Here is a 20,399-nt window from a genome sequence, read left to right as displayed (position 1 = left end):
TTCGCAGGCGCCACAGTCGACGCACTCGTCGGGGTGAATGTAGAGGGAACGTTCGCCCTCATAAATGCAGTCCACCGGGCATTCGTCGATGCAGGCACGATCTTTCACATCGACGCACGGAAGAGCGATCACATACGTCACAGGCTCAGCAACGCATTCGTACGGGAGATCGCGACCTGTTCGGCCCGTGAGACGACCTTGACGCGCTCCCGGCCCGGTGTGACCAGGTCCTGGGCGCCGAGTAGCTGCTCGTGCGCGTCCAGGGTGCGCCAGCCAGCCCAGGTGGTGAACTCCACCCCGCGCTCCTCGAGCAGCGCCAGAATCGTATCCGCCGTGCCGAAGACCGTTTGTCCGACGACGAGCGCGGGCAGGTCGGACACGAGCCGCGTCACGGTCTCCAGAGCATCACCCTTGGTGTGGCCAATGAGGCCGACCGGGCCGCGCTTGATCCACCCGGTGGCGTACAGGCCCGTGATCGGCTCGCCGGCAGCGTCGAGCACCCGCCCGCCGTCGTTGGGAATGACGCCGCGAACGGCGTCGAACGGCACCTCGGTCAGGGCGCTGCCCCGGTAGCCGACCGCGCGATACACGGCCTGCACCGGGTAGTCGACGACCTGCCCGGTCGCCCGCACGCGACCGTCTCCGGTGTGTTCGGTGCGTTCAAAACGGATGCCTTCAACCCGCCCGTCGCCGTACACCTCGAGCGGTGCGTGCAGAAAGTGCAGGTGTACGCGGCGCGAGGCGGCGCTCGGAGCGCGGGTCAGCCAGTCGTTCAACGTGCGGGTCATGATCTTGACCTGGTTGTTGCTCGCTGCGAGCTGTTCGCTGTGCGAATCGGGCGTGAAATCGTCGGCGTAGACAATAACGTCCACGTCGGGAATGTCGGCGAGCTCTCGCAGCTCGATCGGCGTGAATTTCACCTGGGACGGTCCACGACGGCCGAACACGTGCACGTCGGTCACCGGCGATCCGGCGAGCCCGGCATAGACCGAGGCGGGAATGTCGGTGGTGAGCAGATCGTCGGCGTGCTTGGCGAGAATGCGGGCGACGTCGAGGGCGACATTGCCGTTACCGATCACGGCCACGTCGGTTGCGTCGAGCGGCCACTCCAGCGGCACGTCGGGATGGCCGTCGTACCAGGAGACGAAGTTCGCGGCGCCGAACGAGCCGGGCAGGTCGATGCCGGGAATGACAAGCGGTGCATCCAGGATGGCACCGGTCGCGAAGATGACCGCGTGATAGTGCTCGCGCAGGTCGGCGAGGTTCACGTCGGCGCCGTAGGTGACGTTTCCGATGAAGCGAATCGTGTCGGCGTCGAGCATCTCCTGCAACGACGTGACGATTCCCTTGATGCGCGGGTGGTCGGGGGCGACGCCGTACCGAATGAGCCCGTACGGGGCGGGCAGCGAGTCGAACAGGTCGATGGCCACGGTGTGGCCGCCCTCAAGCACGAGCCGGTTCAGAATGTTGCCGGCGTAGATGCCGGCCGGGCCGGCACCGATGATGGCAACACGCAGTGCAGAGGGATTGGGGGTCATAACAGGCCTTTCAACGAGCATTTCACAGAAGTGGATGCGCACGGTTCAGCGCAGTCCGGCAGCCATCAGTCCGCGGCGGCGCAGCAGGCGACGTTCGGTCGGAGCGAAAACGACGAGCTCTACCAGAATACCGACGAATAAAATCACCAGGATTGTCGCCAGCACGCCGGAGAGGTCGGCGAGTTCCCGGCTCTGCTGCAGCATCGAGCCGAGGCCAAAACCGATCGTACCGCCCATGGCGATGATCTCGGCGGCCATGAGCGAGCGCCAGGCGAAGGCCCAGCCCTGCTTGAGTCCGGAGAAATAGCCCGGCAGGGCGGCCGGCAGCACGACCAGGGTGGCCATCTCGACGCGGGAGGCGCCGAGCACCGTGCCGACGCGGCGTAGCTGCGGCGGAATCTGGTCGACGCCGGAGACGAGTCCGTTGGCGATCGACGGCACCGCGCCCATCAGTACGACGAAGTATACGGTGGCGTCGGTGAGGCCGAACCAGATGATCGCGGCGGGCACCCAAGCGACCGAGGGGAGCACCTGCAGGCCGGACAAGAGCGGACCGACGGCCCGTCGTATCGGACGGCATTCGGCGAGCAGCAGTCCGATCGGGGTTCCGATGGCGACGGCGATGAGAAAGCCGAGACCGCCGCGCTCGAGGCTCGTCACAACCGCGAGCTGCAGTCGGTCGTTCGACCACGCGCTGACCAGGGCTTCGAACACATCGAACGGGCCGGGAATCAGATCGGGGCGGGGCTTGGCGACCAGAATGTAGACCTGCCAGGCCGTGACGAGAGCGATGAGCAGCAGAATGGGCGGTACGACACCGTCGAGCGTCCGGCGAAAAGCGCCGCGGGGTGTTTCGGGTACGGCCTGCAACGAATCCAGGCCCTCTTCCAAGCGGCGCAGTTCGTCGTGGCGGGGGTCGTGCCTCTTCGCGGTGTCGGAATGAGTGTCACGCGGCATTGCTGCGGATCTCCTCTCGCAGCTGGTCGGTGATCTCATCGCCCAGACGGGCAACTTCGGGGGATTCGATTCGGCGTGAGCCCGTGTCGGTGATGGTCCACTCATTGACGATGCGCCCGGGGCGCGACGACATCAGCAGAATGCGTTCGCCCAGCCGGGCGGCCTCCCGCACGTTGTGCGTGACGAACACGATGGTGCGACCGGTCTGGCGCCAGACCCGTTCCAGCTCCTCGTGCAGCAGGTCGCGAGTGATGGCGTCGAGCGCGGCGAAGGGTTCGTCCATGAGCAGCACCTTGCGGTCCTGCGCGAGCGAACGGGCCAGGGCGACGCGCTGGCGCATGCCGCCCGAGAGCTCGTGCGGGCGTCTGTCGGCTGCATCGGCGAGGTTGACGAGGTCGAGCAGTTCGAGCGCGGCGGCTTTGCGCTTCGGTCGGGCCAGGCCGCCCAGCTTGAGGGCGAGCTCGACATTGCGGCCGGCGGTCAGCCAGGGAAACAGGGCGGCGTCCTGAAACATGACGGCGGCCTTGCCGCTCGCCACGGTGACGGCGCCCTCGGTCGGCTTCTCCAGGCCGGCAATGATGTTGAGCAGCGTGGACTTGCCGCATCCGCTCGCTCCGAGCAGGCAGACGAACTGGCCAGCGTCGATCGAGAGGGTGATGTCCTCGAGCACGAGCGGTCCGGTACCGTAGCGCTTGCCGAGCGCGCTAATGGTGATCGCGGATGATTCGAGCGACGAAGGGGCGACCGCTTCACTCCGGGCCGCAGCAAGAGCAACGTTCGTGGGCGAGGTCACGGCGAGACTTCCAACCCGGCACCCGAACCATCACCGGCGTGGGTGGGCTCGCCGGGGGCGGTGACGATGCCGGCGGCGAGGGTCGCGCCGTCCTGCGGGTGGATCACGAGAAACGCGCCGGATCGGCGGTTCTGCGCGTAGCGTTCTACGGGCAGATCGCGCGACAGGCGGATGCTGGCCTGCCCAGTGTCGTTCACGGCCAGGCCCGTGGCCGGCTCGACGGCGAGCGTCGTCAGGTCGAGTCGACCGGTGACCGCGCTGATCAGGGCCTGCACGACGGTCGTGCCGAACTTCACGAGCACACGGGCTCCCGGTGCGAGCGGGCGCGGGTCGAGCCAGAACAGGTCGGCTTCGAGGGTGCGGGTGACGGGTGGCAGGGTGTCGGCGGCGGCGATCACGGCGCCGCGGGCAATGTCGAGGTCGTCGGCCAGGCGCAGGGCGATCGACTGCGGTGCGAAGGCCTCGTCGAGGTCGACCCCGGCGAAGTCGATGCCGGTGACGGTGCTGGTGCCGCCACCGGGCTCGACATTCACGGTGTCGCCGATCCTGATGCTGCCGCTCGCAACCTGCCCGGCATAGGCACGGTAGTCGCGGTACGAGTCGGCGAGTTCGGGGGCGACGACAACCGCGCCCTGCGGGCGCAGTACAAGCTGCACGGGCAGGCGAAACGCCTCGGCGGCGCGCCCGGACTCGCCCCGATCGTCGATCACGGTGAGCGTTTCCAGCAGTTCGAGCAGGCTCGGCCCGGCATACCAGGGGGTTCGCTCTGAGCGGTCCACGACGTTGTCGCCAACGAGGGCCGACACGGGAATGACGTGCACGCCGCCGTTTCCGAGCAAACCGATACCGAGTTCGGCGGTGACAAGACGAACGGATGCCTCCACCTTCCGGTAGGCCGCCTCGTCGTAGCCGAGCAGGTCGATCTTGTTGACCGCGACGATCACGTGCGGCACGCGCAGCAGGGCGACGACGCTGAGGTGACGGCGCGTCTGCTCGAGCACGCCCTTGCGGGCGTCGATGAGCATGATGACGGCATCCGCTGTGGTGGCGCCGGTCACCATGTTGCGGGTGTACTGCACGTGCCCGGGGCAGTCAGCCAGAATGAACGAACGGGCCGGAGTTGCGAAGTAGCGGTAGGCCACGTCGATGGTGATGCCCTGTTCGCGTTCGGCGCGCAGGCCGTCGGTCAGCAGTGCGAAGTCGATGCCGCCGCTCTCACCGCCGAAACCGCGCTCGGTGGAGGTGCGGGTGACTGCTTCGAGCTGGTCGGCGAGGATGGCCTTCGAGTCGTGCAGCAGCCGCCCCACCAGGGTGGACTTGCCGTCGTCGACTGATCCGGCCGTCGCGAAGCGAAACAGGGTACCTGTGACGGCGACTTCCGTGCCCAGGTTCTGGCTCTCAATGGCGAGTGTCATGCGCTTATTCCGTTCCCAATCCGCCGGCCGAGACCGGTGCTTCTCCGCGCTTTGCCAGGACGGCGTTGAGCAGTGCCACGTTGAACAGACCGTTCAGGTCGCCGTCCTTGCCGGTGCCGGCCTTGACCGCCTCGGCGAGCGAGACCGGAAAGGTCGCAGCCAGCGGGTCGACAGTGAATGTGACGTCGGTCAGCGCCCGGGTCAGAACAGCTCCATCGAGTGCCTTGCCGGTGTCGGCCGTCAGCTTTGCATTGATGACCGTGGCGGCGTCGGCCGGGTTCTGGGTGAGCCAGTCGACCGCGGTGACGTGCCCCTCGAGCAGGGCGCTCACGGTGTCGGGATGCTCTGTGAGAAAGTCCGTGCGCACGAGCAGCACGGTGGTGGGAAAGTCGCCGTTGTCCCACAGGTCGGCCTCGTTCACGAGAACGTGGCCGCCGGCCTGCAGCACGAGCCGGGAGACCCACGGTTCGGGCAGCCAGGCGCCGTCGATTTTGCCGCTCTGAAACAGGGCCAGGGTCTGCGCATTATCGGTCGGTGACACGGTGACAGCGCCGCCACCGGTCGTACTGGTCTCGTAGCCTTCGTCGCCGAGCCAGGAGCGCAGAGCGACGTCCTGGGTGTTGCCGAGCTGCGGGGTAGCGAGGATGGTGCCGGCGAGATCGGCCGGGCCGTCAATGCCGTCGCGCACGACGAGCGCCGCGCCGCCGCTCGAGCCACCGGCCACGATCGTGGCCGACTGGCCGCCGCTCTGCACGAACGTGTTGACGGCCGGGCCCGGGCCGATGTAGGCGGCGTCGATGGCGCCGGCGCTCAGCGCCTCCACGGCGGCCGGGCCGGCGGTGAAGATCTGGGTGCTCAGGGTCGTATCACCCAGAGCCTCTTCGAAGAAGCCGTTCTGTAGCCCAACGAGCGCAGCGGCGTGGGTGACGTTGTCGAAATAGCCGAGGCGCAGTTTCGCTGCGGGGCCCTGGTCGGTGGCGGGCTCGGTGCTGACCGTGGCGACGCATCCGCCTAAAAGAAGGGTCGTTCCGAAGATGAGGGCGCCTAAACGCAGCGAATTCTTCATTAGAAATATCCTTCCTTCTTGCGGTCTTCCATGGCTGCCTCGGAGATGCGGTCGTCGGCGCGGGTGGCGCCTCGTTCGGTGATGGTGCTCACGCCGACCTCGCGCACGACATCGGCGACGGATGCCGCATTCGAGTCGACCGCGCCGGTGCAGCTCATGTCGCCGACCGTGCGGTAGCGCACCGTGCGCAGCTCGACGGTTTCGTCGACGCGGGGCGGACTGACCGGGCTGACCGCGCGCCACATGTTGTCGCGGCGGTATACCTCACGCTCGTGCGCGTAGTAGAGCGGGGGCAGGTCGATGTTTTCGCGTTCGATATAACGCCAGACGTTGAGTTCGGTCCAGTTACTGATCGGAAAGGCGCGCACGTGCTGGCCGACGGTGTGCCGGCCGTTGTAGAGGTTCCACAGCTCGGGACGCTGGTTGCGTGGGTCCCACTGCCCGAATTCGTCGCGCAGCGAGAGGATGCGTTCCTTGGCGCGAGCCTTGTCTTCGTCGCGGCGGGCGCCGCCGAAGACGGCGTCGTGCCGGCCAGCCGCGATCGCGTCGAGCAGCGGCAGCGTTTGCAACGGGTTGCGGGTGCCGTCTGCGCGTTCAACGAGGCGGCCGTCGGCCACGTAATCCTCGACCGTGGCGACGATCAGGCGCACCCCGTGCGTGGCGACGGTTTTATCGCGAAACTCGAGCACCTCGGGAAAATTGTGACCGGTGTCGACGTGCAGCAGGGAGAACGGAATCTTGCCCGGCCAGAACGCCTTCGCGGCAAGGTGCAGCACCACAACGGAGTCTTTGCCGCCACTGAACAGCAGTACGGGGCGTTCGAACTCGGCGACGACCTCGCGAATGATATGGATCGCTTCACTCTCGAGCACGTCGAGTTCAGACAGGCGGTGGGTAGTGGCCGGTGTTGAAACCAGCGCAGTGGTCACAGGTGGAGCCCGCATTCTGTCTTCTCGAGGGTGGCCCAGCGGCCGGACCGGGGATCAGCGCCCGCCGCGACGGGTTGGGTGCAGGGGGCACAGCCAATGGAGGGGTAGCCCTGGGAGAGCAGCACGTTCACCGGCACGTGATGTTCGCTGGCGTAGCCCATCAATTCGTCGTAGCTCCACGCGGCGACCAGGTTCACCTTGACCAGGCCGTTACGTTCATCCCAGGTGATCAGGGGCGTATTGGCGCGGGTGGGCGCTTCGTCCCGCCGCACACCGGTGAACCACAGTTCGTAGCCGCCGAGTGAACGCTGCAACGGTTCGACTTTGCGCATCGCGCAGCAGGCGTTGGGGTCCCGGGCAAAAAGTTCGGCGCCGTGCAGGGTATCCTGCTCCGGCACTGTTGTGAGCGGCAGCACGTCGACGACCGTTATCGGCAGGGCGGCGGCGACCGCGTCGCGGGTCGCATAGGTTTCGGCGAAGTGATAGCCAGTGTCGAGAAAGAGCACGTCGACGCCGGGCAGCTGCTGCGATACGATCGCGGGCAGAACCGCGTCGGCCATGGAGCAAGCGACAGCCACGGCATCGCCGCTGAAGTTGCGGGCGACCCAGGCGACGACCTCGGCGGCGGTCGCCTCGCGGCCAGCGGCTTCCTGGGCCGCGACGAGTTCAGCCGAGCCCTGTTCGGCGAGGGCCTGCAGCTCGCTGGCCGGCCGATGCGGCGACCGCTGGCGAGCGGGGACAGCGGATGCCGCGGCGCGGGCGCTTTGGTTGATGGCGCTCATTTGAGGTCTTCCTCGTCGGCGCGGTGCGCCCACTGGGCGAAGGTTTCTTCGTTGAGGCGGGCGGCCAGAAAACGGCGCACGAGGCGTTCGACGTAGTCGGCCAGGTCGTCCGCGGTCACCTTGAGTCCGCGCACGGTGCGGCCGAGGCCGGCCTCGTCGCGATCGACGGAGGCGAGGCCGCCGCCGAGGTGCACCTGAAAGCCGGGGGTTGAGCCGCCGCTGCCATCCGGCAGCAGCTGGCCCTTGAGCCCGATGTCGGCGGTTTGAATGCGAGCGCACGAGTTGGGGCATCCGTTCACGTGCAGCGTGATGGGGTGCGGGGCGTCGATGTCGGCGAGCCGCTTCTCGAGCTGGAGGATGGCATCCGTTGCGGACTGTTTAGTCTCGACGATGGCGAGCTTGCAGAATTCGATGCCGGTGCAGGCGACGGTGGAACGGCGGAACAGGCTCGGGCGGGCCGACAGGCCGATCTCGTCGAGGGCCGCGATGATGGGTTCCACGTGCTCGTCGGCCACGTCGAGCACGACGATCTTCTGGTGCGGGGTCGTGCGAAGCCGGGTCGAGCCGTGGGCTTCGAGCAGGTCGGCGAGCTTGATCAGGGTCTGGCCGGAGACGCGGCCGACGAAGGGGGCGACGCCGATATAGAAGCGGCCGTCCTTCTGCTTGTGCACGCCCACGTGATCGCCCTGCGTTTTCGGGCGGGGTGCGGCGGGGCCGTCGGGCAGGGTGTAGCCGAGGTATTCGTCTTCGAGAATGCGGCGAAACTTTTCTGTACCCCATTCGGCGAGCAGAAATTTCAGGCGGGCCTTGCCGCGCAGGCGGCGGTAGCCGTAGTCGCGAAAGATGGAAACGACGCCGCGCCAGACCTCGTTGACCTGGTCGGGTACCACGAAAGCGCCGAGGCGTTCGGCCAGGCGCGGGGTGGTGCTCAGCGCCCCGCCAACCCAGAGGTCGTAGCCGATACCCAACTCCGGGTGCTCGACGGCGACGAGGCCGATGTCATTGATCTCGTGCACGACGTCCTGGCTGGGATGGCCGGTGATGGCCGTCTTGAACTTGCGCGGCAGGTTGGCGAACTCGTCGGTGCCGAGAAACTTGCGGGCGAGGTCGTGGATGGCCTCGGTCGGGTCGATAAGTTCGTCGGCGGCGATGCCGGCCACGGGGGAGCCGAGGAACACGCGCGGCACGTCGCCGCAGGCCTGGGTGGTCTCGAGGCCGACGGCTTCGAGACGTCGCCAGATTTCGGGCATATCCTCGATCTGGATCCAGTGCAGCTGGATGTTCTGGCGGTCGGTGATGTCGGCAGTATCGCGGCCGAAGTCGCGGGAGACCGCACCGATCACGCGGGCCTGTTCGGTCGTGAGCTGGCCGCCGTCGATGCGCACGCGCAGCATGAAGTAGCGGTCTTCGAGTTCTTCCGGCTCCAGGGTGGCGGTCTTGCCGCCGTCGATGCCGGGCTTGCGCTGCGTGTAGAGGCCCCACCAGCGAAAACGGCCGTGCAGGTCGGTGCTGTCGATGGAGTCGAACCCCTGCCTGGAGTAGATCTCCTCGATGCGACCGCGCACGGCGAGGCCGTTGTCGACCTGCTTCCAGGCCTCGTTGCCGTTGAGCGGTTCGGTGCCGTCGATCTTCCACTGGCCGTTCGGACGCGTTGACGGCCGCGGCGGGCGGGCCGTGGCCGGCTTGGTCGCTGCTACCGGTGCGGTCGCGGCCCCTGTCGCAGTGGTGTGCACCGTCTCGGTTTCGTTCGGCACGTCGGCTCCCTCGGTTGGCGGCGCCGCCCCGGTGTTTGTGACCCGAAGCAACGACACTGACGCTACCGCGCCGCACGAATGGGGAAACTAAAGCCGGTCACGTGCTGTCACAGACTGTCACGCGGCGTCACACAGGTTGCGTGGATCGCGCTGAGCGCCGGGCGGAGCGCGGGTGATTGCTCTGCCCGGCTCGCCGGACGGCACGGGGCAACCGTGCGGGTCAGCGGCCAACGGCACTGAGCCGGGCGCAATCGGGCTGACGTTGATGAGTTGACAGGGGGTCCTGTCGTGAACGATACGAGGGATGTTACTGGGCCCCGCCCCCGTAGGCTAGGGACATGGCTGAACGCACCCCCTGGTCCCTCTCCGGCGCACTGCGCGGAATGTTCACGAAGAAGACCATCGACGCCGATACCTGGGACGACCTCGAGGATGCCCTGCTGCAGGCCGACTTCGGCCCCACCGTCACCGATGCGGTCATCACCGACCTGCGCGCCAAGGTCGCCAAATACAACACGACCGACCCGACCGACCTGCAACGGATGCTGCGAGAAGGCATCGAAGAGCGGCTGTCCATTCTCGACTCCACCCTGACGCTCTCCGAGCGGCCCGCCGTCGTGCTCGTCGTCGGCGTCAACGGCGTCGGCAAGACCACGACGATCGGCAAGTTCGCCAAGTTTCTGCACACCTACGGCCGCAGCGTCGTGATCGGCGCCGCCGACACGTTCCGTGCCGGGGCCGTCGAACAGCTGGCAACCTGGGCCGAACGCGCCGGAGCGCAGATTGTGAAGCCGCAGATGACCGGCCAGGATCCGGCATCCGTCGCCTTTCAAACCGTCGAAAAGGCGAAGAACGAGGGCATCGAAATTGTGCTCATCGACACCGCTGGGCGGCTGCAGACCAAGGGCGGTCTTATGGACGAGCTCACCAAGATTCGCCGGGTCGTCGAGAAGCAGGGGCCGATCGCCGAGGTGCTACTGGTGCTCGACGCCACAACCGGCCAGAACGGGCTCGCCCAGGCCGAGGCATTCATCGAGCACGCCGGGGTGACCGGGCTCGTACTGACCAAGCTCGACGGCTCAGCGCGCGGTGGCTTCGTGCTGGCCGTGCAGGAGAAGACCGGCATTCCGATCAAATTGGTCGGGCAGGGTGAGGGTATCAACGACCTCACCGGGTTCACCCCGCACGTGTTCGCACAAAAACTCGTCGGCTGATCGATCATCGTTACATTCAAGGGACAGTGAGGGCAGCATGAGCATCGAACACGATTTCTTCGGAATTCTCGGCGACGAAGACGAGGGCGAGGTCTACTGGTCGGAATCGGCCGAACTCGGTGACCAGAGCGTCGAAATCGACCTCAGCTCGCCCGATGAAGATTCGGTCACCGCCGAGGCGCTCGATATCGCCGCGGCCATGATCGGCTCGATCGAAGACCTCGACTCCCAGGTGCGCGAATCCCTCGTCGCCGATCTGTCGGCCGAGGTCTCGGTGACGAGCCGATACATCGCCGAGCAACTCGACGAGATGGACCAGGAGGCGATCGAAGACGCCATCATCTGGGATTCCGGCGACCAGCAGATCGACTTTCTGCGCTCTCTGCGCCTGCAACGCATCGGCTTTCACCCGCACCACAGCGGCAGCGAGGCGCACTTCGCGGTACTCGAGTACGCCATCAGCCCCGACGACTCCGACGGCCTGCTCGTCGTCACGATCGACGTGCACGGCGACACCATCCTGGTGGCCCTGGACAGTTAGCCCAGAGGAGCCACCGGGCCCCGGCCGGGCCCATGTTCTATCGTGGGCCCGCGGTCATAAGGTGGGCCCGGGTGGTGCAACGGGGCACTGCTGGCTGCCGGATAAACTAAACCCATCATGGCTACTTTTGGAAATCTCTCAGATCGTCTTGCCGAGACGTTCAAAAACCTCCGTACCAAGGGCAAACTCAGCGCAGCGGATGTCGACGGCACCGTTCGTGAGATTCGCCGCGCCCTGCTCGACGCCGACGTCGCCCTCGAGGTCGTCAAGGAGTTCACCGGCAAGGTGCGCGAACGTGCCCTCGGCGACGAGGTCAGCAAGGCGCTGAACCCGGCCCAGCAGGTTGTGCAGATCGTCAACGACGAGCTCGTCACGATTCTCGGTGGCCAGCAGCGTCGGCTGGAATTCGCCAAGAAGCCGCCGACGATCATCATGCTCGCCGGCCTGCAGGGAGCCGGTAAGACCACCCTCGCCGGCAAGCTCGCAAAGTGGCTCGCCAAAGACGGCCACACCCCGCTGCTCGTCGCTGCCGACCTACAGCGCCCCAATGCCGTCACCCAGCTCGAGGTCGTCGCCAAGCAAGCCGGCGTTTCCGTTTACGCCCCCGAGCCTGGCAACGGCGTCGGCGACCCGGTCAAGGTCGCCCGGGACGGCGTGAAGTACGCCCTGCAGAAGGTGCACGACGTGGTCATCGTCGACACCGCCGGACGCCTCGGTGTTGACGCCGAGCTCATGAAGCAGGCCGCTAACATTCGCAAGGCGATCGACCCAGACGAGGTGCTCTTCGTCATCGACGCCATGATCGGCCAGGACGCGGTAGCAACGGCGAAGGCCTTCCAGGACGGCGTCGACTTCACCGGCGTCGTGCTCACTAAGCTCGACGGCGATGCCCGCGGTGGCGCCGCACTCTCGGTCGCGAGCCTCACCGGCCGACCGATCATGTTCGCTTCGACCGGTGAGGGGCTCGACGACTTCGAGCCGTTCCATCCCGACCGAATGGCAGGCCGCATTCTCGACCTCGGTGACATCCTCACCCTGATCGAACAGGCTCAGGGAGCGTTCGACGAAGACGAAGCCCGCAAGGTCGCCGAGAAATTCGCGACCGACACCTTCACCCTCGATGACTTCCTCGGCCAGATGCAGCAGCTGCGCAACATGGGCTCGATCAAGAAGATGATGAGCATGCTCCCCGGCGCGGGCGCGATGAAGCAACAGCTCGAAAACTTCGACGAGCGCGAGATCGTGCGCACCGAGGCGATCATCCAGTCCATGACCAAGCTTGAGCGCACGACCCCGAAATTGCTGAACGGCTCTCGCCGCCTGCGCATCGCCAAGGGCTCCGGGTCGACCGTCACCGAGGTCAACCAGCTGGTGCAGCGCTTCGAGCAGGCCGCCAAGATGATGAAGACCGTCGCCAAGGGAGGCATGCCCAACATTCCCGGGATGGGCCCGATCCCCGGCGCCGGCTACGGCGGCAAGCCCAAGCAGGTGGCCAAGAAGAAGGGCTCCAAGTCGGGCAACCCGGCCAAGCGCGCCGCCGAAAACGCCGCGCTCGCCTCGGGCGTCAAGCCCGCCGGGGAGAACGCGAAAGCGGATGTCGGTGGCTCCGGTTTCGGTCTCGGCTCCAGTGCCCAGCCCGGCAAGGGAAAAGCCGGCGGCCCGACGGACGAGGAAATGGCCGCGCTGCAGAAAATGCTCGGCCGGTAGCATTCGCCTGGCATCCGCTGTGCGGGGGGCTACGCGCTGGCAATGCGCGCCTACTGCGCGCTAAATCTCTGCCCAATCCGGCGACGGGGGTCGCGGCCCGGCCCGGGGGCGGTCCTAGGCTGGGTTCATGACTTCAGCGACGAACCGTACAGTGCGCCTCGGTGTGCAGATCGCCCCGCAGCACGCCCAGTATTCCAAAATTCGTGACACGCTCGCCGAGGTCGAGGCGCTCGGCGCTGACATCGCTTTCAACTGGGACCACTTCTTTCCGCTCAGCGGTGAGCCCGACGGCCTGCACTTTGAGTCGTGGACCATCCTCGCCGCTTGGGCCGAGCAGACCACGACCCTCCAATTCGGCGCCCTCGTGAACTGCAACAGCTACCGCAACGCCGACCTGCAGGCCGACATGGCCCGCACAATCGATCACATCAGCGGTGGTCGCTTCATCTTCGGCACCGGCGCCGGCTGGTTCGAGCGCGACTATCAGGAGTACGGTTACGAGTTCGGCACGCCCGGCACCCGACTCAACGCGCTTGCTGACAGCCTGAACCGCATCGAGGCCCGCTGGGCCCGGATCAACCCGCCGCCCACCCGCGATATCCCGGTGCTCATCGGCGGTGGCGGCGAGAAGAAAACTCTGCGCATCGTCGCCCAGCACGCCGACATCTGGCACTCGTTCTCGAACCCCGAAGTGCTCGAGCACAAGCTCGGCGTGCTCAGCGCCTGGTGTGACGAGGTCGGTCGCGACCTGAGTGAGATCGAGATCTCCACCGAGCTGCGCGGTCGCACCGTCGCCGACGCCGACGCGCTCTTTGACCTCGGCACCAGCCTGTTCACGGTGGGAATCTCCGGCCCTGACTACGACCTCGGCAACGCCACCGACTGGCTGGCCTGGCGCGACAGCAAGAACGCCTGATCCGCGCACGCGAGCGGACGCCCTGCCCACTTCCGTGTGCAGCCCGGTCAGCTCCCGAGACCCTGTGCCAGCTCGTGGCTGAGCGCCGCGACGACGGCATGCAGGCTGCCGCCGCTGGAGGCGGCGCCGGCGCGCTGTCGTTGGTAGCTGCCGCCGTCGTCGATGATGCGGTGCAGGCCGAGCAGCTCCGGCAAGCAGCCGAGGCGCTCGGCGACGGGGGAGAGGACCTCGATCAGGCGACGCACGTCATCGGTCACGAGGCATTCGGCGCCGCCCGCGTCCAGGATGATTTCGGCGTCCAGCCCGTAGCGGGCTGCCCGCCACTTGTTTTCGCGCACGAACCACGGTTGCATGCGCGGCACGTCTTGTCCCGCGTCGAGGCGGGTGGACATCCACTCGACCAGGCACTGGATGAACGCGGTGATCGCGCCGAGCTCCACGGTGGTGGAGACGCCGTCGCAGACGCGCACCTCGATCGTGCCCCAGCGTGGTGACGGACGAATATCCCAGCGCACCTCGGTGACGTCTTCGATGATGCCGGTCACCGCCATATCGTCGACGTAGCGCTCCCATGCCTCCCAGTCGGGCAGGTCCCACGGCAGGCCGGCGGTGGGCAGCTGCTGGAACATGAGCGAACGGTTACTCGCATAGCCGGTATCGACGCCGGCCCAGAACGGGCTCGACGCGCTCAGCGCCTGCAGGTGGGGAACGTAGGTCAGCAGGCCGTTCATGATCGGAATGACCTTGGCCTTGTCGTCGATGCCCACGTGCACGTGGATACCCCAGATCATCATGTTGCGACCCCACCACTGGGTGCGGTCGATGAGCTTGTGGTACCGCGCCTGGTCGGTAACGGTCTGGTCAAACCATTGCGCGAACGGATGCGATCCGCTACAGATCACATCAATGTCGCGGCCGGCGAGAACGCGACGCACCTCGCCGAGCTGACCGGCGACATCCTCGACCGCGTGGCCCACCGAGTCGTGCACCCCGGAAACCAGCTCGACCGTATTGAGCAGCAATTCACCGGTGATGGTGGCGTGCGCCGAGCCGTCGGGGCCGCGTAGGGCGTCAAGCACCTGGTCCGCGATCGACACCAGATCGCCGGTGTGGCGGTCGACAAGGGCGACCTCCCACTCGATGCCCACGGTGGAGCGGGCGGATCGGGCGAATTCGAGTGGCACGGGCGCTCCTTGGGTGGGCTGGTGAAAGCCGTTTTGATCGATTATCACTCAGTGAGCAATCTCTGACAGAATGGTTAGTCGCGATCCGTTGTGCCCGACCCTCTATCTCGGTGCAACGTGGTCCTATAGAGCTTATGCCGAGTGTGCCCCCACGCTCACGGCCCAAGGTTCGCCAAACACCGAATCAACACTGGAGAATTGTGGCTGTCAAAATTCGTCTGAAGCGCATGGGCAAGATCCGTGCTCCGTACTACCGCATTGTCGTTGCCGACGCGCGCACCAAGCGCGACGGTCGTGTCATCGAAGAAATCGGCATCTACCACCCCACGGAGGAGCCCTCGGTCATCGAGGTCAAGTCCGAGCGGGCGCAGTACTGGCTCAGCGTCGGCGCTCAGCCGACCGAACAGGTTGCTGCACTCCTCAAGCTCACGGGCGACTGGGGCATCTTCAAGGGAGACAAAAACGCCAGGAGCACCGTCAAGGTGAAGGAACCGAAGGCTGCTTTCGTCGCTGACGAGAAGAAGAAGCCGGTTCTCAAGCCCAAGGCCGAGAAGCCGGTCGCCAAGGTCGAAGAGGTTGCGGCCCCCGCAACCGAAGAGGCGTAACTGTTGCTTGCTCCCGCGCTCGAACACCTCGTCAAGGGGATCGTTGATCACCCGGACGACGTGCACGTTGCAGAAAAGAATTCGCCACGAGGCGAGGTGCTCGAGGTTCGTGTGAACCCCGAGGATCTCGGCCGGGTCATTGGTCGCGCTGGTCGCACCGCCAAGGCCCTGCGCACCCTCGTTGCAGCTCTGGCCGATGGTCGACGCGTTCGCGTCGACGTCGTCGACACCGATTTTTAGATCAGTGCACGACAGCGCGAAGGACCGCACCCAGCAGTTACGGGTGGGGCGCCTGACGAAGGCGCACGGCCTCAAGGGAGCAATCAAGCTCGAACTGTTCACGGAGGACCCGGGACGACGTTTCGTCCCGGGCGCCGTGTTCACACTGCAGGTTCCGACCGGCTCGGCCTGGCACGGCAAGACGATTGAACTCGTCGAGCTGCGCTGGTACAACCAGCACGCGGTCGGTTTTTTCAAGGATGTTCCCGACCGCTCCACGGCAGAAACGCTCGCCAAGGCGATCCTCTGGATCGACGCGGACGTTGAAGAGCAGTCGGATGAAGAAGACGCCTGGTACGACCACCAGCTGGTCGGCCTCGCCGTCGTCCGTGACGGTGTGCGCATCGGCACCATCGGTCGCCTTGAGCACATGCCTGCCCAAGACCTGTTGATCGTGAAAACGCCGACCGGCGACGTCATGATCCCGTTCGTGAAGGCGATCGTGCCGAACGTCGACGTGAAGAACGGCGTGGTCACAATCACACCGCCGCCCGGCCTGCTCGAAGAGCTGCCCGAGGACCCCGCCGAGGCCGACCCGGCAACCTAACCGGATCCACGTTTCGCGGGACATGCGCCACTGCGCGGTAGGCGGAACTCCCGCGCACTGGCGCAACTCGCGCGTACCCGGATGCGGGGGAGGTGTGGCTGGGCTTGAACTCCCGCGCACTGGCGCAACCCCAGCACACTTTCAAGGCACGCACAGATGCGCGTGGTCCGCGCGCGCAATCCGTATATATGCGCGTAACCGCGGCGCACGGGCGCGAGCCCTGCGCACGGGCGCGAGCCCTGCGCGCGAGTTGAGAGTCGTCGTAGTGCAATCTTCAGGATCAGGCGGCCACGGTATATTCGGCTGCTCGGGCCACCAGATCTTCCGCGGCGGCATCGCCGCTGAACGCGAGACGCACGACCTTGCCGATCACCAGCACGGCAGGACTGGCTACACCGGCCACGGCGGCATCGACGAGAACGGCCGACAGCGTGCTGACGGTCGTGCGTTGGGCTGCGCTGAACCCGCGTTCGATGATGGCCACGGGCAAATCCGCGGGCACACCATGGCGTAACAGCCCCTGGGTTAGGGTCGGCAGCGTTCCGACGCCCATGAGCACGACGATGGTGCTTTCGAGCAGGGTTAGGCCTGCTAACTCATTTTCGGTGAGGGGTGCATGGCCACTGATCACGGTGAAAGAGTGGCTCATACCGCGATGGGTGAGCGGAATCCCCGCCTCCGCAGGCACGGCGATCGCACTCGTCACCCCTGAAATGACGGTGACGGCAACGCCGCTGCGGTGGCAGGCGAGCACTTCTTCGCTACCCCGGCCGAAGATGTAGGGGTCGCCTCCCTTCAATCGCACCACGCGCTGACCGGCGAGGGCGTGCTCGACCAAGAGGTCTTCAATTCCGGACTGCGAAACCGGATGGCTGCCGGCGCGTTTGCCTACATCAATAAGGGTGGCGAACGGTGCCAGTGAGGCGAGGTCCTTGTTTGGTGCGAGGCGGTCGAACAACACGACATCCGCTCGTTTAAGCGCGGCTACGGCCGCCACGGTCATCAGCTCGACGGCGCCAGGACCGCCGCCGACAAGGGTGACCGACCCGGCCGTGCGTGGAACGCCCGCGTCGGACCCGGCTGCTGCCGACCCGGCTGTGGCCGACCCGGCCACAGCGGACGCTACGGTGGCTGACCCGGCTTTAGCGGACCCGGCTGCGACACGGTTTGGGGCTGGCATCTGCACACTCCTTAGGCACGAAACGACGACTCTGCAACGATGGCGATACCACTTCGTAGAACAGTAATCGAGGAGACACGATTTGCTCCCGGCGTCGGTATGAAAAGGTCATGCATCGTAACAACCCTGCTGCAGGCCTGACATTTGCGTGTGACGGAGTGTGTCGGCAACGGATGCTGCGCCGCCGTAAACGAGGCAGACTACACGGAAGCCAGCTCAGGTGAAGCTGGCGACACAGTCAAGGTCAAGCTAACGGCAGGGCGGAGTCATTGTGAGTGAAGGTAACGGCAGTCTCACGCTTTTGGCGCGCTCGCCGGGTCGGTACCGCCGCGACGGCCCTGCCCACCACGACCCTGCCCACTACGAAATTCCCGACCACGACCCTGCTGACCACGACCCTGCCGAACGCAACCATGCTCCTGACGATCCCGCCCCCGTGCGAACCGCTGCCCTCGTGGCGATCTCGCACGGTACCAATTCGCCTGACGGTCGGGCGGCCATCGCCACTCTCGTTGAGGCGGTCGCGTTCGCCCGTCCCGATTTGAGCGTAACCGGCGGTTTTGTCGATGTGCAACAGCCGGATGTCGTGTCGAGCCTCGACGGGATACACTCCGGCTGCGCCGCGGTCGTGGTGCCGCTGCTGCTCTCTGCCGGGTACCACGTGCATGTCGACCTGCAACGGGAGACCCGCGCACATTCCCGTGTGACGGCTGTCTCCCCAGCGCTCGGACCCGATGACCGGCTCATCGACGTTCTCGAACATCGACTGCGTGCCGCCGGGTTCGACCAAAAGTTGCCCGGCCAGGAAGTCGTGCTCTCTGCCGCCGGTTCCAGCGATGCGCGCGCAGTCAACGACTGCCGTACGGTCGGCGCCCAGCTCGAACGTCGACTGGGCGTTCGCGTCACCGTTGGCTTTCTCTCCGCAGCCACGCCACGGCTGGCGTGTGCTGTCACTGCCGCTCGAATCCGCAGCCAGCAGGTCACCGTGAGCACCTATCTCATGGCGCCCGGCTTCTTCTTCGACCTCACCCGCGCCCAGAGCGCGGGCGCCGAACGGGTCACCGCCCCGCTGCTGCTGCCGGGCGAACCGGCCCCCGTTCCGCTGGTCGATTTGGTCATTGACCGCTACCACGAGGCGAAAGAGCACGCCGGACTCTTCTAGAATTTGACCATGCGCATCGATATCGTCACTATTTTTCCCGAATTCTTCGATGTGCTCGATCTGTCGCTGCTGGGCAAAGCCCGCCAGAGCGGATTGATCGAGTTGGGCGTGCACAACCTGCGCGACCACACCCACGATCGTCACCACTCGGTTGATGACACTCCCTACGGCGGTGGCGCCGGCATGGTGATGAAGCCCGAACCGTGGGGTGACGCCCTCGACGCCATCCTCGGCGACGCCGTGACTGTGAAGAACGCTGGCACGCACGACGACGGTCCCATCCTCCTTTTTCCTTCGCCGGCCGGCGACCAGTTCAATCAAGCGATGGCACGCGAACTGTCGCTCGAGCAGCACCTCGTCTTCGGGTGCGGCCGCTACGAGGGCATCGATCAACGCGTCGTCGACCACTACGAATCCCGCAGCCGGGTGCGCCTGGTCAGCCTCGGCGACTACGTACTCAACGGGGGAGAGGTCGCCGTTATGGCCATGATCGAGGCGATCGGCCGGCTCATTCCCGGAGTTGTCGGCAACCCCGAGAGCCTTGTCGAGGAATCCCACGAAGACGGCCTGCTCGAATACCCGAGCTATACCAAGCCGGCCAGCTGGCGCGGCCTCGACGTGCCGCCGGTGTTGCTGAGCGGAAACCACGGCGCCATCAGCGCCTGGCGCCGCCAGCAGCAGATCGAACGCACCGAACGGGTGCGCCCCGACCTTCTGACACCAGAGCTTCAGCCTCCAGCGAACGCCAAGGCCAGTACCAGCCCCCGTCGATAAACTAACCGCGTGATCATCCGCCGCGCCTTCTACCACTGGCAATTCATTGCCGCCGGAGTCCTGCCGCTCTGGCTCCTCGTCGGGTCCTCGATCTTCGGATCGGGCGGCTGGGCGGTGCTGGGCATTTTCTTCGGCGCCGTACTCATCGGCCTCGGTCTGCTTCTGGTGGCACTGGTTATTTATGCCCGCAAAGAGGTGCGCGCCACCCGGTCGGTTTCATATACCGACGTTGGCGTCCTCGCATTCTGGCACGCGCTCATCATTGCCATTCCTTTTTCAACGGATGCCGCCGGCTGGCTTAGCGTACTCGTTATCATTGGCGGGCTATTCGTGTTCTGGTTTGCCATCTGGGAGCTGTTCGATGCCGCCCGGCGTCGGATGCGCGAAATGGTCGACCTAGTGGAGCAGACCGCTCGCGGCCAGTCTGCGCCAGCCGGCCCGCAGCATCCGCTGCCCCATCAAACACCGCACCAGCAGACACGGCCGCAGCAGACACGGCCAGCACCGAACTCGGGCCGAAACGGCACCCCCGAGATTATCGTCATCGAAGAAAAACGCGACCGCTCCTAGGCCGCTGACGGCGCAAACAGAAGGGCGGAGCCAAAGCCGTCATCGGCTGATCGCGATGACGCCGCCGATGAGCGCATTGAACCTGGCAGGATCGTTCTGCAGGTGTCGGTGAAGGTGTCCACGAGCACGCCAGCTTGCTTAATGGCCCGGCCGACGAGTCGGTCCTCGTAAACCAAGAAGGTCAAAAACCGTGCACGCCCGAGCTGCCCACCGTCGCGAAGCCCTCCTGTGCGGCCGGGCGCAACGTGGCAGTAGTTCCGGAGACAGTTCTTAGCACGCGGGTCTCTAACGTTATGGCGCGGCATCAGGAACCCTGCGCAACCCGACGTGATCCTGTTCGAGCTGGGGGTGCCCCTATGTTTTTGTCAAGCGGCGAGGGCGTGCTTTTTGGGTTCGTTTTCGTAGAGGGTGCCGTCGCGCATCATGGCGTAGAGGACGTTGCAGCGTGGCCTGGCCAGGGCGAGCAGGGCCTGGTTGTGATGCTTG

The 20,399-nt window shown here is 65.9% G+C and carries 20 protein-coding genes and 1 pseudogene; 10 read left to right on the top strand and 11 right to left on the bottom strand.

Annotated features, from left to right (window positions below; translation table 11 throughout):
• The 9 genes and pseudogenes from LH475_RS12070 to LH475_RS12030 all read right to left on the bottom strand — a co-directional run.
• Positions 1-141 (bottom strand): annotated as a pseudogene (locus LH475_RS12070) (ferredoxin); the annotation flags it as partial.
• Complete coding sequence (locus tag LH475_RS12065; RefSeq protein ID WP_196842649.1) at positions 138-1,538, bottom strand: FAD-dependent oxidoreductase; 1,401 nt, start codon at positions 1,536-1,538, stop codon at positions 138-140. The gene LH475_RS12065 and the pseudogene LH475_RS12070, both read right to left, overlap by 4 nt.
• A 45-nt stretch (positions 1,539-1,583) precedes the next feature.
• The gene (locus LH475_RS12060) at positions 1,584-2,495 is read right to left on the bottom strand and encodes an ABC transporter permease (protein WP_297414246.1); all 912 of its coding nucleotides are present in this window, start codon (positions 2,493-2,495) and stop codon (positions 1,584-1,586) included.
• Positions 2,485-3,210: an ABC transporter ATP-binding protein gene (locus LH475_RS12055; RefSeq protein WP_297414249.1), complete on the bottom strand. Its 726-nt coding sequence runs from the start codon at positions 3,208-3,210 to the stop codon at positions 2,485-2,487. Before LH475_RS12055 ends, LH475_RS12060 begins: the two co-directional genes overlap by 11 nt.
• A gap of 74 nt (positions 3,211-3,284) precedes the next feature.
• On the bottom strand, positions 3,285-4,703 hold the full coding sequence (locus LH475_RS12050) for a GTP-binding protein (RefSeq protein WP_196842652.1): 1,419 nt from the start codon (positions 4,701-4,703) through the stop codon (positions 3,285-3,287).
• Positions 4,704-4,707: 4 nt separating this feature from the next.
• Positions 4,708-5,769, bottom strand: a complete 1,062-nt coding sequence (locus tag LH475_RS12045) for an ABC transporter substrate-binding protein (protein ID WP_196842653.1) — start codon at positions 5,767-5,769, stop codon at positions 4,708-4,710.
• Positions 5,769-6,713, bottom strand: a complete 945-nt coding sequence (cysD, locus tag LH475_RS12040) for a sulfate adenylyltransferase subunit CysD (RefSeq protein WP_196842654.1) — start codon at positions 6,711-6,713, stop codon at positions 5,769-5,771. The genes LH475_RS12045 and cysD overlap by 1 nt, the downstream gene beginning before the upstream one ends.
• Positions 6,695-7,480 carry a phosphoadenylyl-sulfate reductase gene (locus LH475_RS12035; protein WP_297414243.1) on the bottom strand — a complete coding sequence of 262 codons (786 nt, stop codon included), beginning with the start codon at positions 7,478-7,480 and terminating at the stop codon, positions 6,695-6,697. Before LH475_RS12035 ends, cysD begins: the two co-directional genes overlap by 19 nt.
• On the bottom strand, positions 7,477-9,213 hold the full coding sequence (locus LH475_RS12030) for a nitrite/sulfite reductase (protein ID WP_196842765.1): 1,737 nt from the start codon (positions 9,211-9,213) through the stop codon (positions 7,477-7,479). The genes LH475_RS12035 and LH475_RS12030 overlap by 4 nt, the downstream gene beginning before the upstream one ends.
• A gap of 359 nt (positions 9,214-9,572) precedes the next feature.
• Here LH475_RS12030 and ftsY point away from each other — a divergent pair, with 359 nt between their 5' ends.
• The 4 genes from ftsY (at position 9,573) to LH475_RS12010 (ending at position 13,612) form a co-directional block, all read left to right on the top strand.
• A complete protein-coding gene (gene ftsY, locus LH475_RS12025; protein WP_196842656.1) occupies positions 9,573-10,448 on the top strand; it encodes a signal recognition particle-docking protein FtsY in 876 nt (291 codons plus the stop codon).
• 37 nt (positions 10,449-10,485) lie between these two features.
• The gene (locus tag LH475_RS12020; protein WP_196842657.1) at positions 10,486-10,989 is read left to right on the top strand and encodes a DUF2004 domain-containing protein; all 504 of its coding nucleotides are present in this window, start codon (positions 10,486-10,488) and stop codon (positions 10,987-10,989) included.
• Between the two features lie 117 nt (positions 10,990-11,106).
• Positions 11,107-12,696 carry a signal recognition particle protein gene (gene ffh, locus LH475_RS12015; protein WP_196842658.1) on the top strand — a complete coding sequence of 530 codons (1,590 nt, stop codon included), beginning with the start codon at positions 11,107-11,109 and terminating at the stop codon, positions 12,694-12,696.
• A 127-nt stretch (positions 12,697-12,823) separates the two neighbouring features.
• Positions 12,824-13,612: an LLM class F420-dependent oxidoreductase gene (locus tag LH475_RS12010; RefSeq protein ID WP_196842659.1), complete on the top strand. Its 789-nt coding sequence runs from the start codon at positions 12,824-12,826 to the stop codon at positions 13,610-13,612.
• A 47-nt stretch (positions 13,613-13,659) separates the two neighbouring features.
• On the opposite strand, the gene LH475_RS12005 is transcribed toward LH475_RS12010, so the two are convergent.
• Positions 13,660-14,796, bottom strand: a complete 1,137-nt coding sequence (locus LH475_RS12005) for a glutamate--cysteine ligase (protein WP_297414240.1) — start codon at positions 14,794-14,796, stop codon at positions 13,660-13,662.
• A 200-nt stretch (positions 14,797-14,996) separates the two neighbouring features.
• Here LH475_RS12005 and rpsP point away from each other — a divergent pair, with 200 nt between their 5' ends.
• The 3 genes from rpsP to rimM are packed head-to-tail and all read left to right on the top strand — an operon-like array spanning position 14,997 to position 16,227.
• Complete coding sequence (gene rpsP / locus LH475_RS12000; RefSeq protein ID WP_196842661.1) at positions 14,997-15,401, top strand: 30S ribosomal protein S16; 405 nt, start codon at positions 14,997-14,999, stop codon at positions 15,399-15,401.
• 3 nt (positions 15,402-15,404) lie between these two features.
• On the top strand, positions 15,405-15,641 hold the full coding sequence (locus LH475_RS11995; protein WP_035879344.1) for an RNA-binding protein: 237 nt from the start codon (positions 15,405-15,407) through the stop codon (positions 15,639-15,641).
• Positions 15,598-16,227 carry a ribosome maturation factor RimM gene (gene rimM, locus LH475_RS11990; protein ID WP_297414233.1) on the top strand — a complete coding sequence of 210 codons (630 nt, stop codon included), beginning with the start codon at positions 15,598-15,600 and terminating at the stop codon, positions 16,225-16,227. The genes LH475_RS11995 and rimM overlap by 44 nt, the downstream gene beginning before the upstream one ends.
• Positions 16,228-16,507: 280 nt before the next feature.
• Here rimM and cobA read toward each other — a convergent pair whose 3' ends face one another.
• A complete protein-coding gene (cobA, locus tag LH475_RS11985) occupies positions 16,508-17,407 on the bottom strand; it encodes a uroporphyrinogen-III C-methyltransferase (RefSeq protein ID WP_196842663.1) in 900 nt (299 codons plus the stop codon).
• A gap of 271 nt (positions 17,408-17,678) precedes the next feature.
• Between cobA and LH475_RS11980 the strand changes: the two genes are divergently transcribed.
• The 3 genes from LH475_RS11980 to LH475_RS11970 are packed head-to-tail and all read left to right on the top strand — an operon-like array spanning position 17,679 to position 19,913.
• Positions 17,679-18,569: a CbiX/SirB N-terminal domain-containing protein gene (locus LH475_RS11980; RefSeq protein ID WP_297414231.1), complete on the top strand. Its 891-nt coding sequence runs from the start codon at positions 17,679-17,681 to the stop codon at positions 18,567-18,569.
• A gap of 9 nt (positions 18,570-18,578) precedes the next feature.
• A complete protein-coding gene (trmD, locus tag LH475_RS11975) occupies positions 18,579-19,343 on the top strand; it encodes a tRNA (guanosine(37)-N1)-methyltransferase TrmD (RefSeq protein ID WP_196842664.1) in 765 nt (254 codons plus the stop codon).
• 9 nt (positions 19,344-19,352) lie between these two features.
• Positions 19,353-19,913: an MFS transporter gene (locus LH475_RS11970; RefSeq protein ID WP_196842665.1), complete on the top strand. Its 561-nt coding sequence runs from the start codon at positions 19,353-19,355 to the stop codon at positions 19,911-19,913.
• Positions 19,914-20,399: the final 486 nt, after the last annotated feature.

The sequence above is a fragment of the Cryobacterium sp. genome, assembly GCF_026786305.1.
Taxonomy (GTDB): Bacteria; Actinomycetota; Actinomycetes; order Actinomycetales; family Microbacteriaceae; genus Cryobacterium.
This window is presented reverse-complemented; position numbering and strand designations above follow the sequence as displayed.

Bases quoted from the DNA above. Each gene is read 5' to 3' on its own strand.
- LH475_RS12050 (WP_196842652.1), bottom strand. From the start codon at position 4,703: ATGACACTCGCCATTGAGAGCCAGAACCTGGGCACGGAAGTCGCCGTC.
- LH475_RS12020 (WP_196842657.1), top strand. From the start codon at position 10,486: ATGAGCATCGAACACGATTTCTTCGGAATTCTCGGCGACGAAGACGAG.
- rimM (WP_297414233.1), top strand. From the start codon at position 15,598: ATGGTCGACGCGTTCGCGTCGACGTCGTCGACACCGATTTTTAGATCA.
- LH475_RS12035 (WP_297414243.1), bottom strand. From the start codon at position 7,480: ATGAGCGCCATCAACCAAAGCGCCCGCGCCGCGGCATCCGCTGTCCCC.
- cysD (WP_196842654.1), bottom strand. From the start codon at position 6,713: ATGCGGGCTCCACCTGTGACCACTGCGCTGGTTTCAACACCGGCCACT.
- LH475_RS12060 (WP_297414246.1), bottom strand. From the start codon at position 2,495: ATGCCGCGTGACACTCATTCCGACACCGCGAAGAGGCACGACCCCCGC.
- cobA (WP_196842663.1), bottom strand. From the start codon at position 17,407: ATGCCAGCCCCAAACCGTGTCGCAGCCGGGTCCGCTAAAGCCGGGTCA.
- trmD (WP_196842664.1), top strand. From the start codon at position 18,579: ATGCGCATCGATATCGTCACTATTTTTCCCGAATTCTTCGATGTGCTC.
- LH475_RS12065 (WP_196842649.1), bottom strand. From the start codon at position 1,538: ATGACCCCCAATCCCTCTGCACTGCGTGTTGCCATCATCGGTGCCGGC.
- ftsY (WP_196842656.1), top strand. From the start codon at position 9,573: ATGGCTGAACGCACCCCCTGGTCCCTCTCCGGCGCACTGCGCGGAATG.
- ffh (WP_196842658.1), top strand. From the start codon at position 11,107: ATGGCTACTTTTGGAAATCTCTCAGATCGTCTTGCCGAGACGTTCAAA.
- LH475_RS12045 (WP_196842653.1), bottom strand. From the start codon at position 5,769: ATGAAGAATTCGCTGCGTTTAGGCGCCCTCATCTTCGGAACGACCCTT.
- LH475_RS12010 (WP_196842659.1), top strand. From the start codon at position 12,824: ATGACTTCAGCGACGAACCGTACAGTGCGCCTCGGTGTGCAGATCGCC.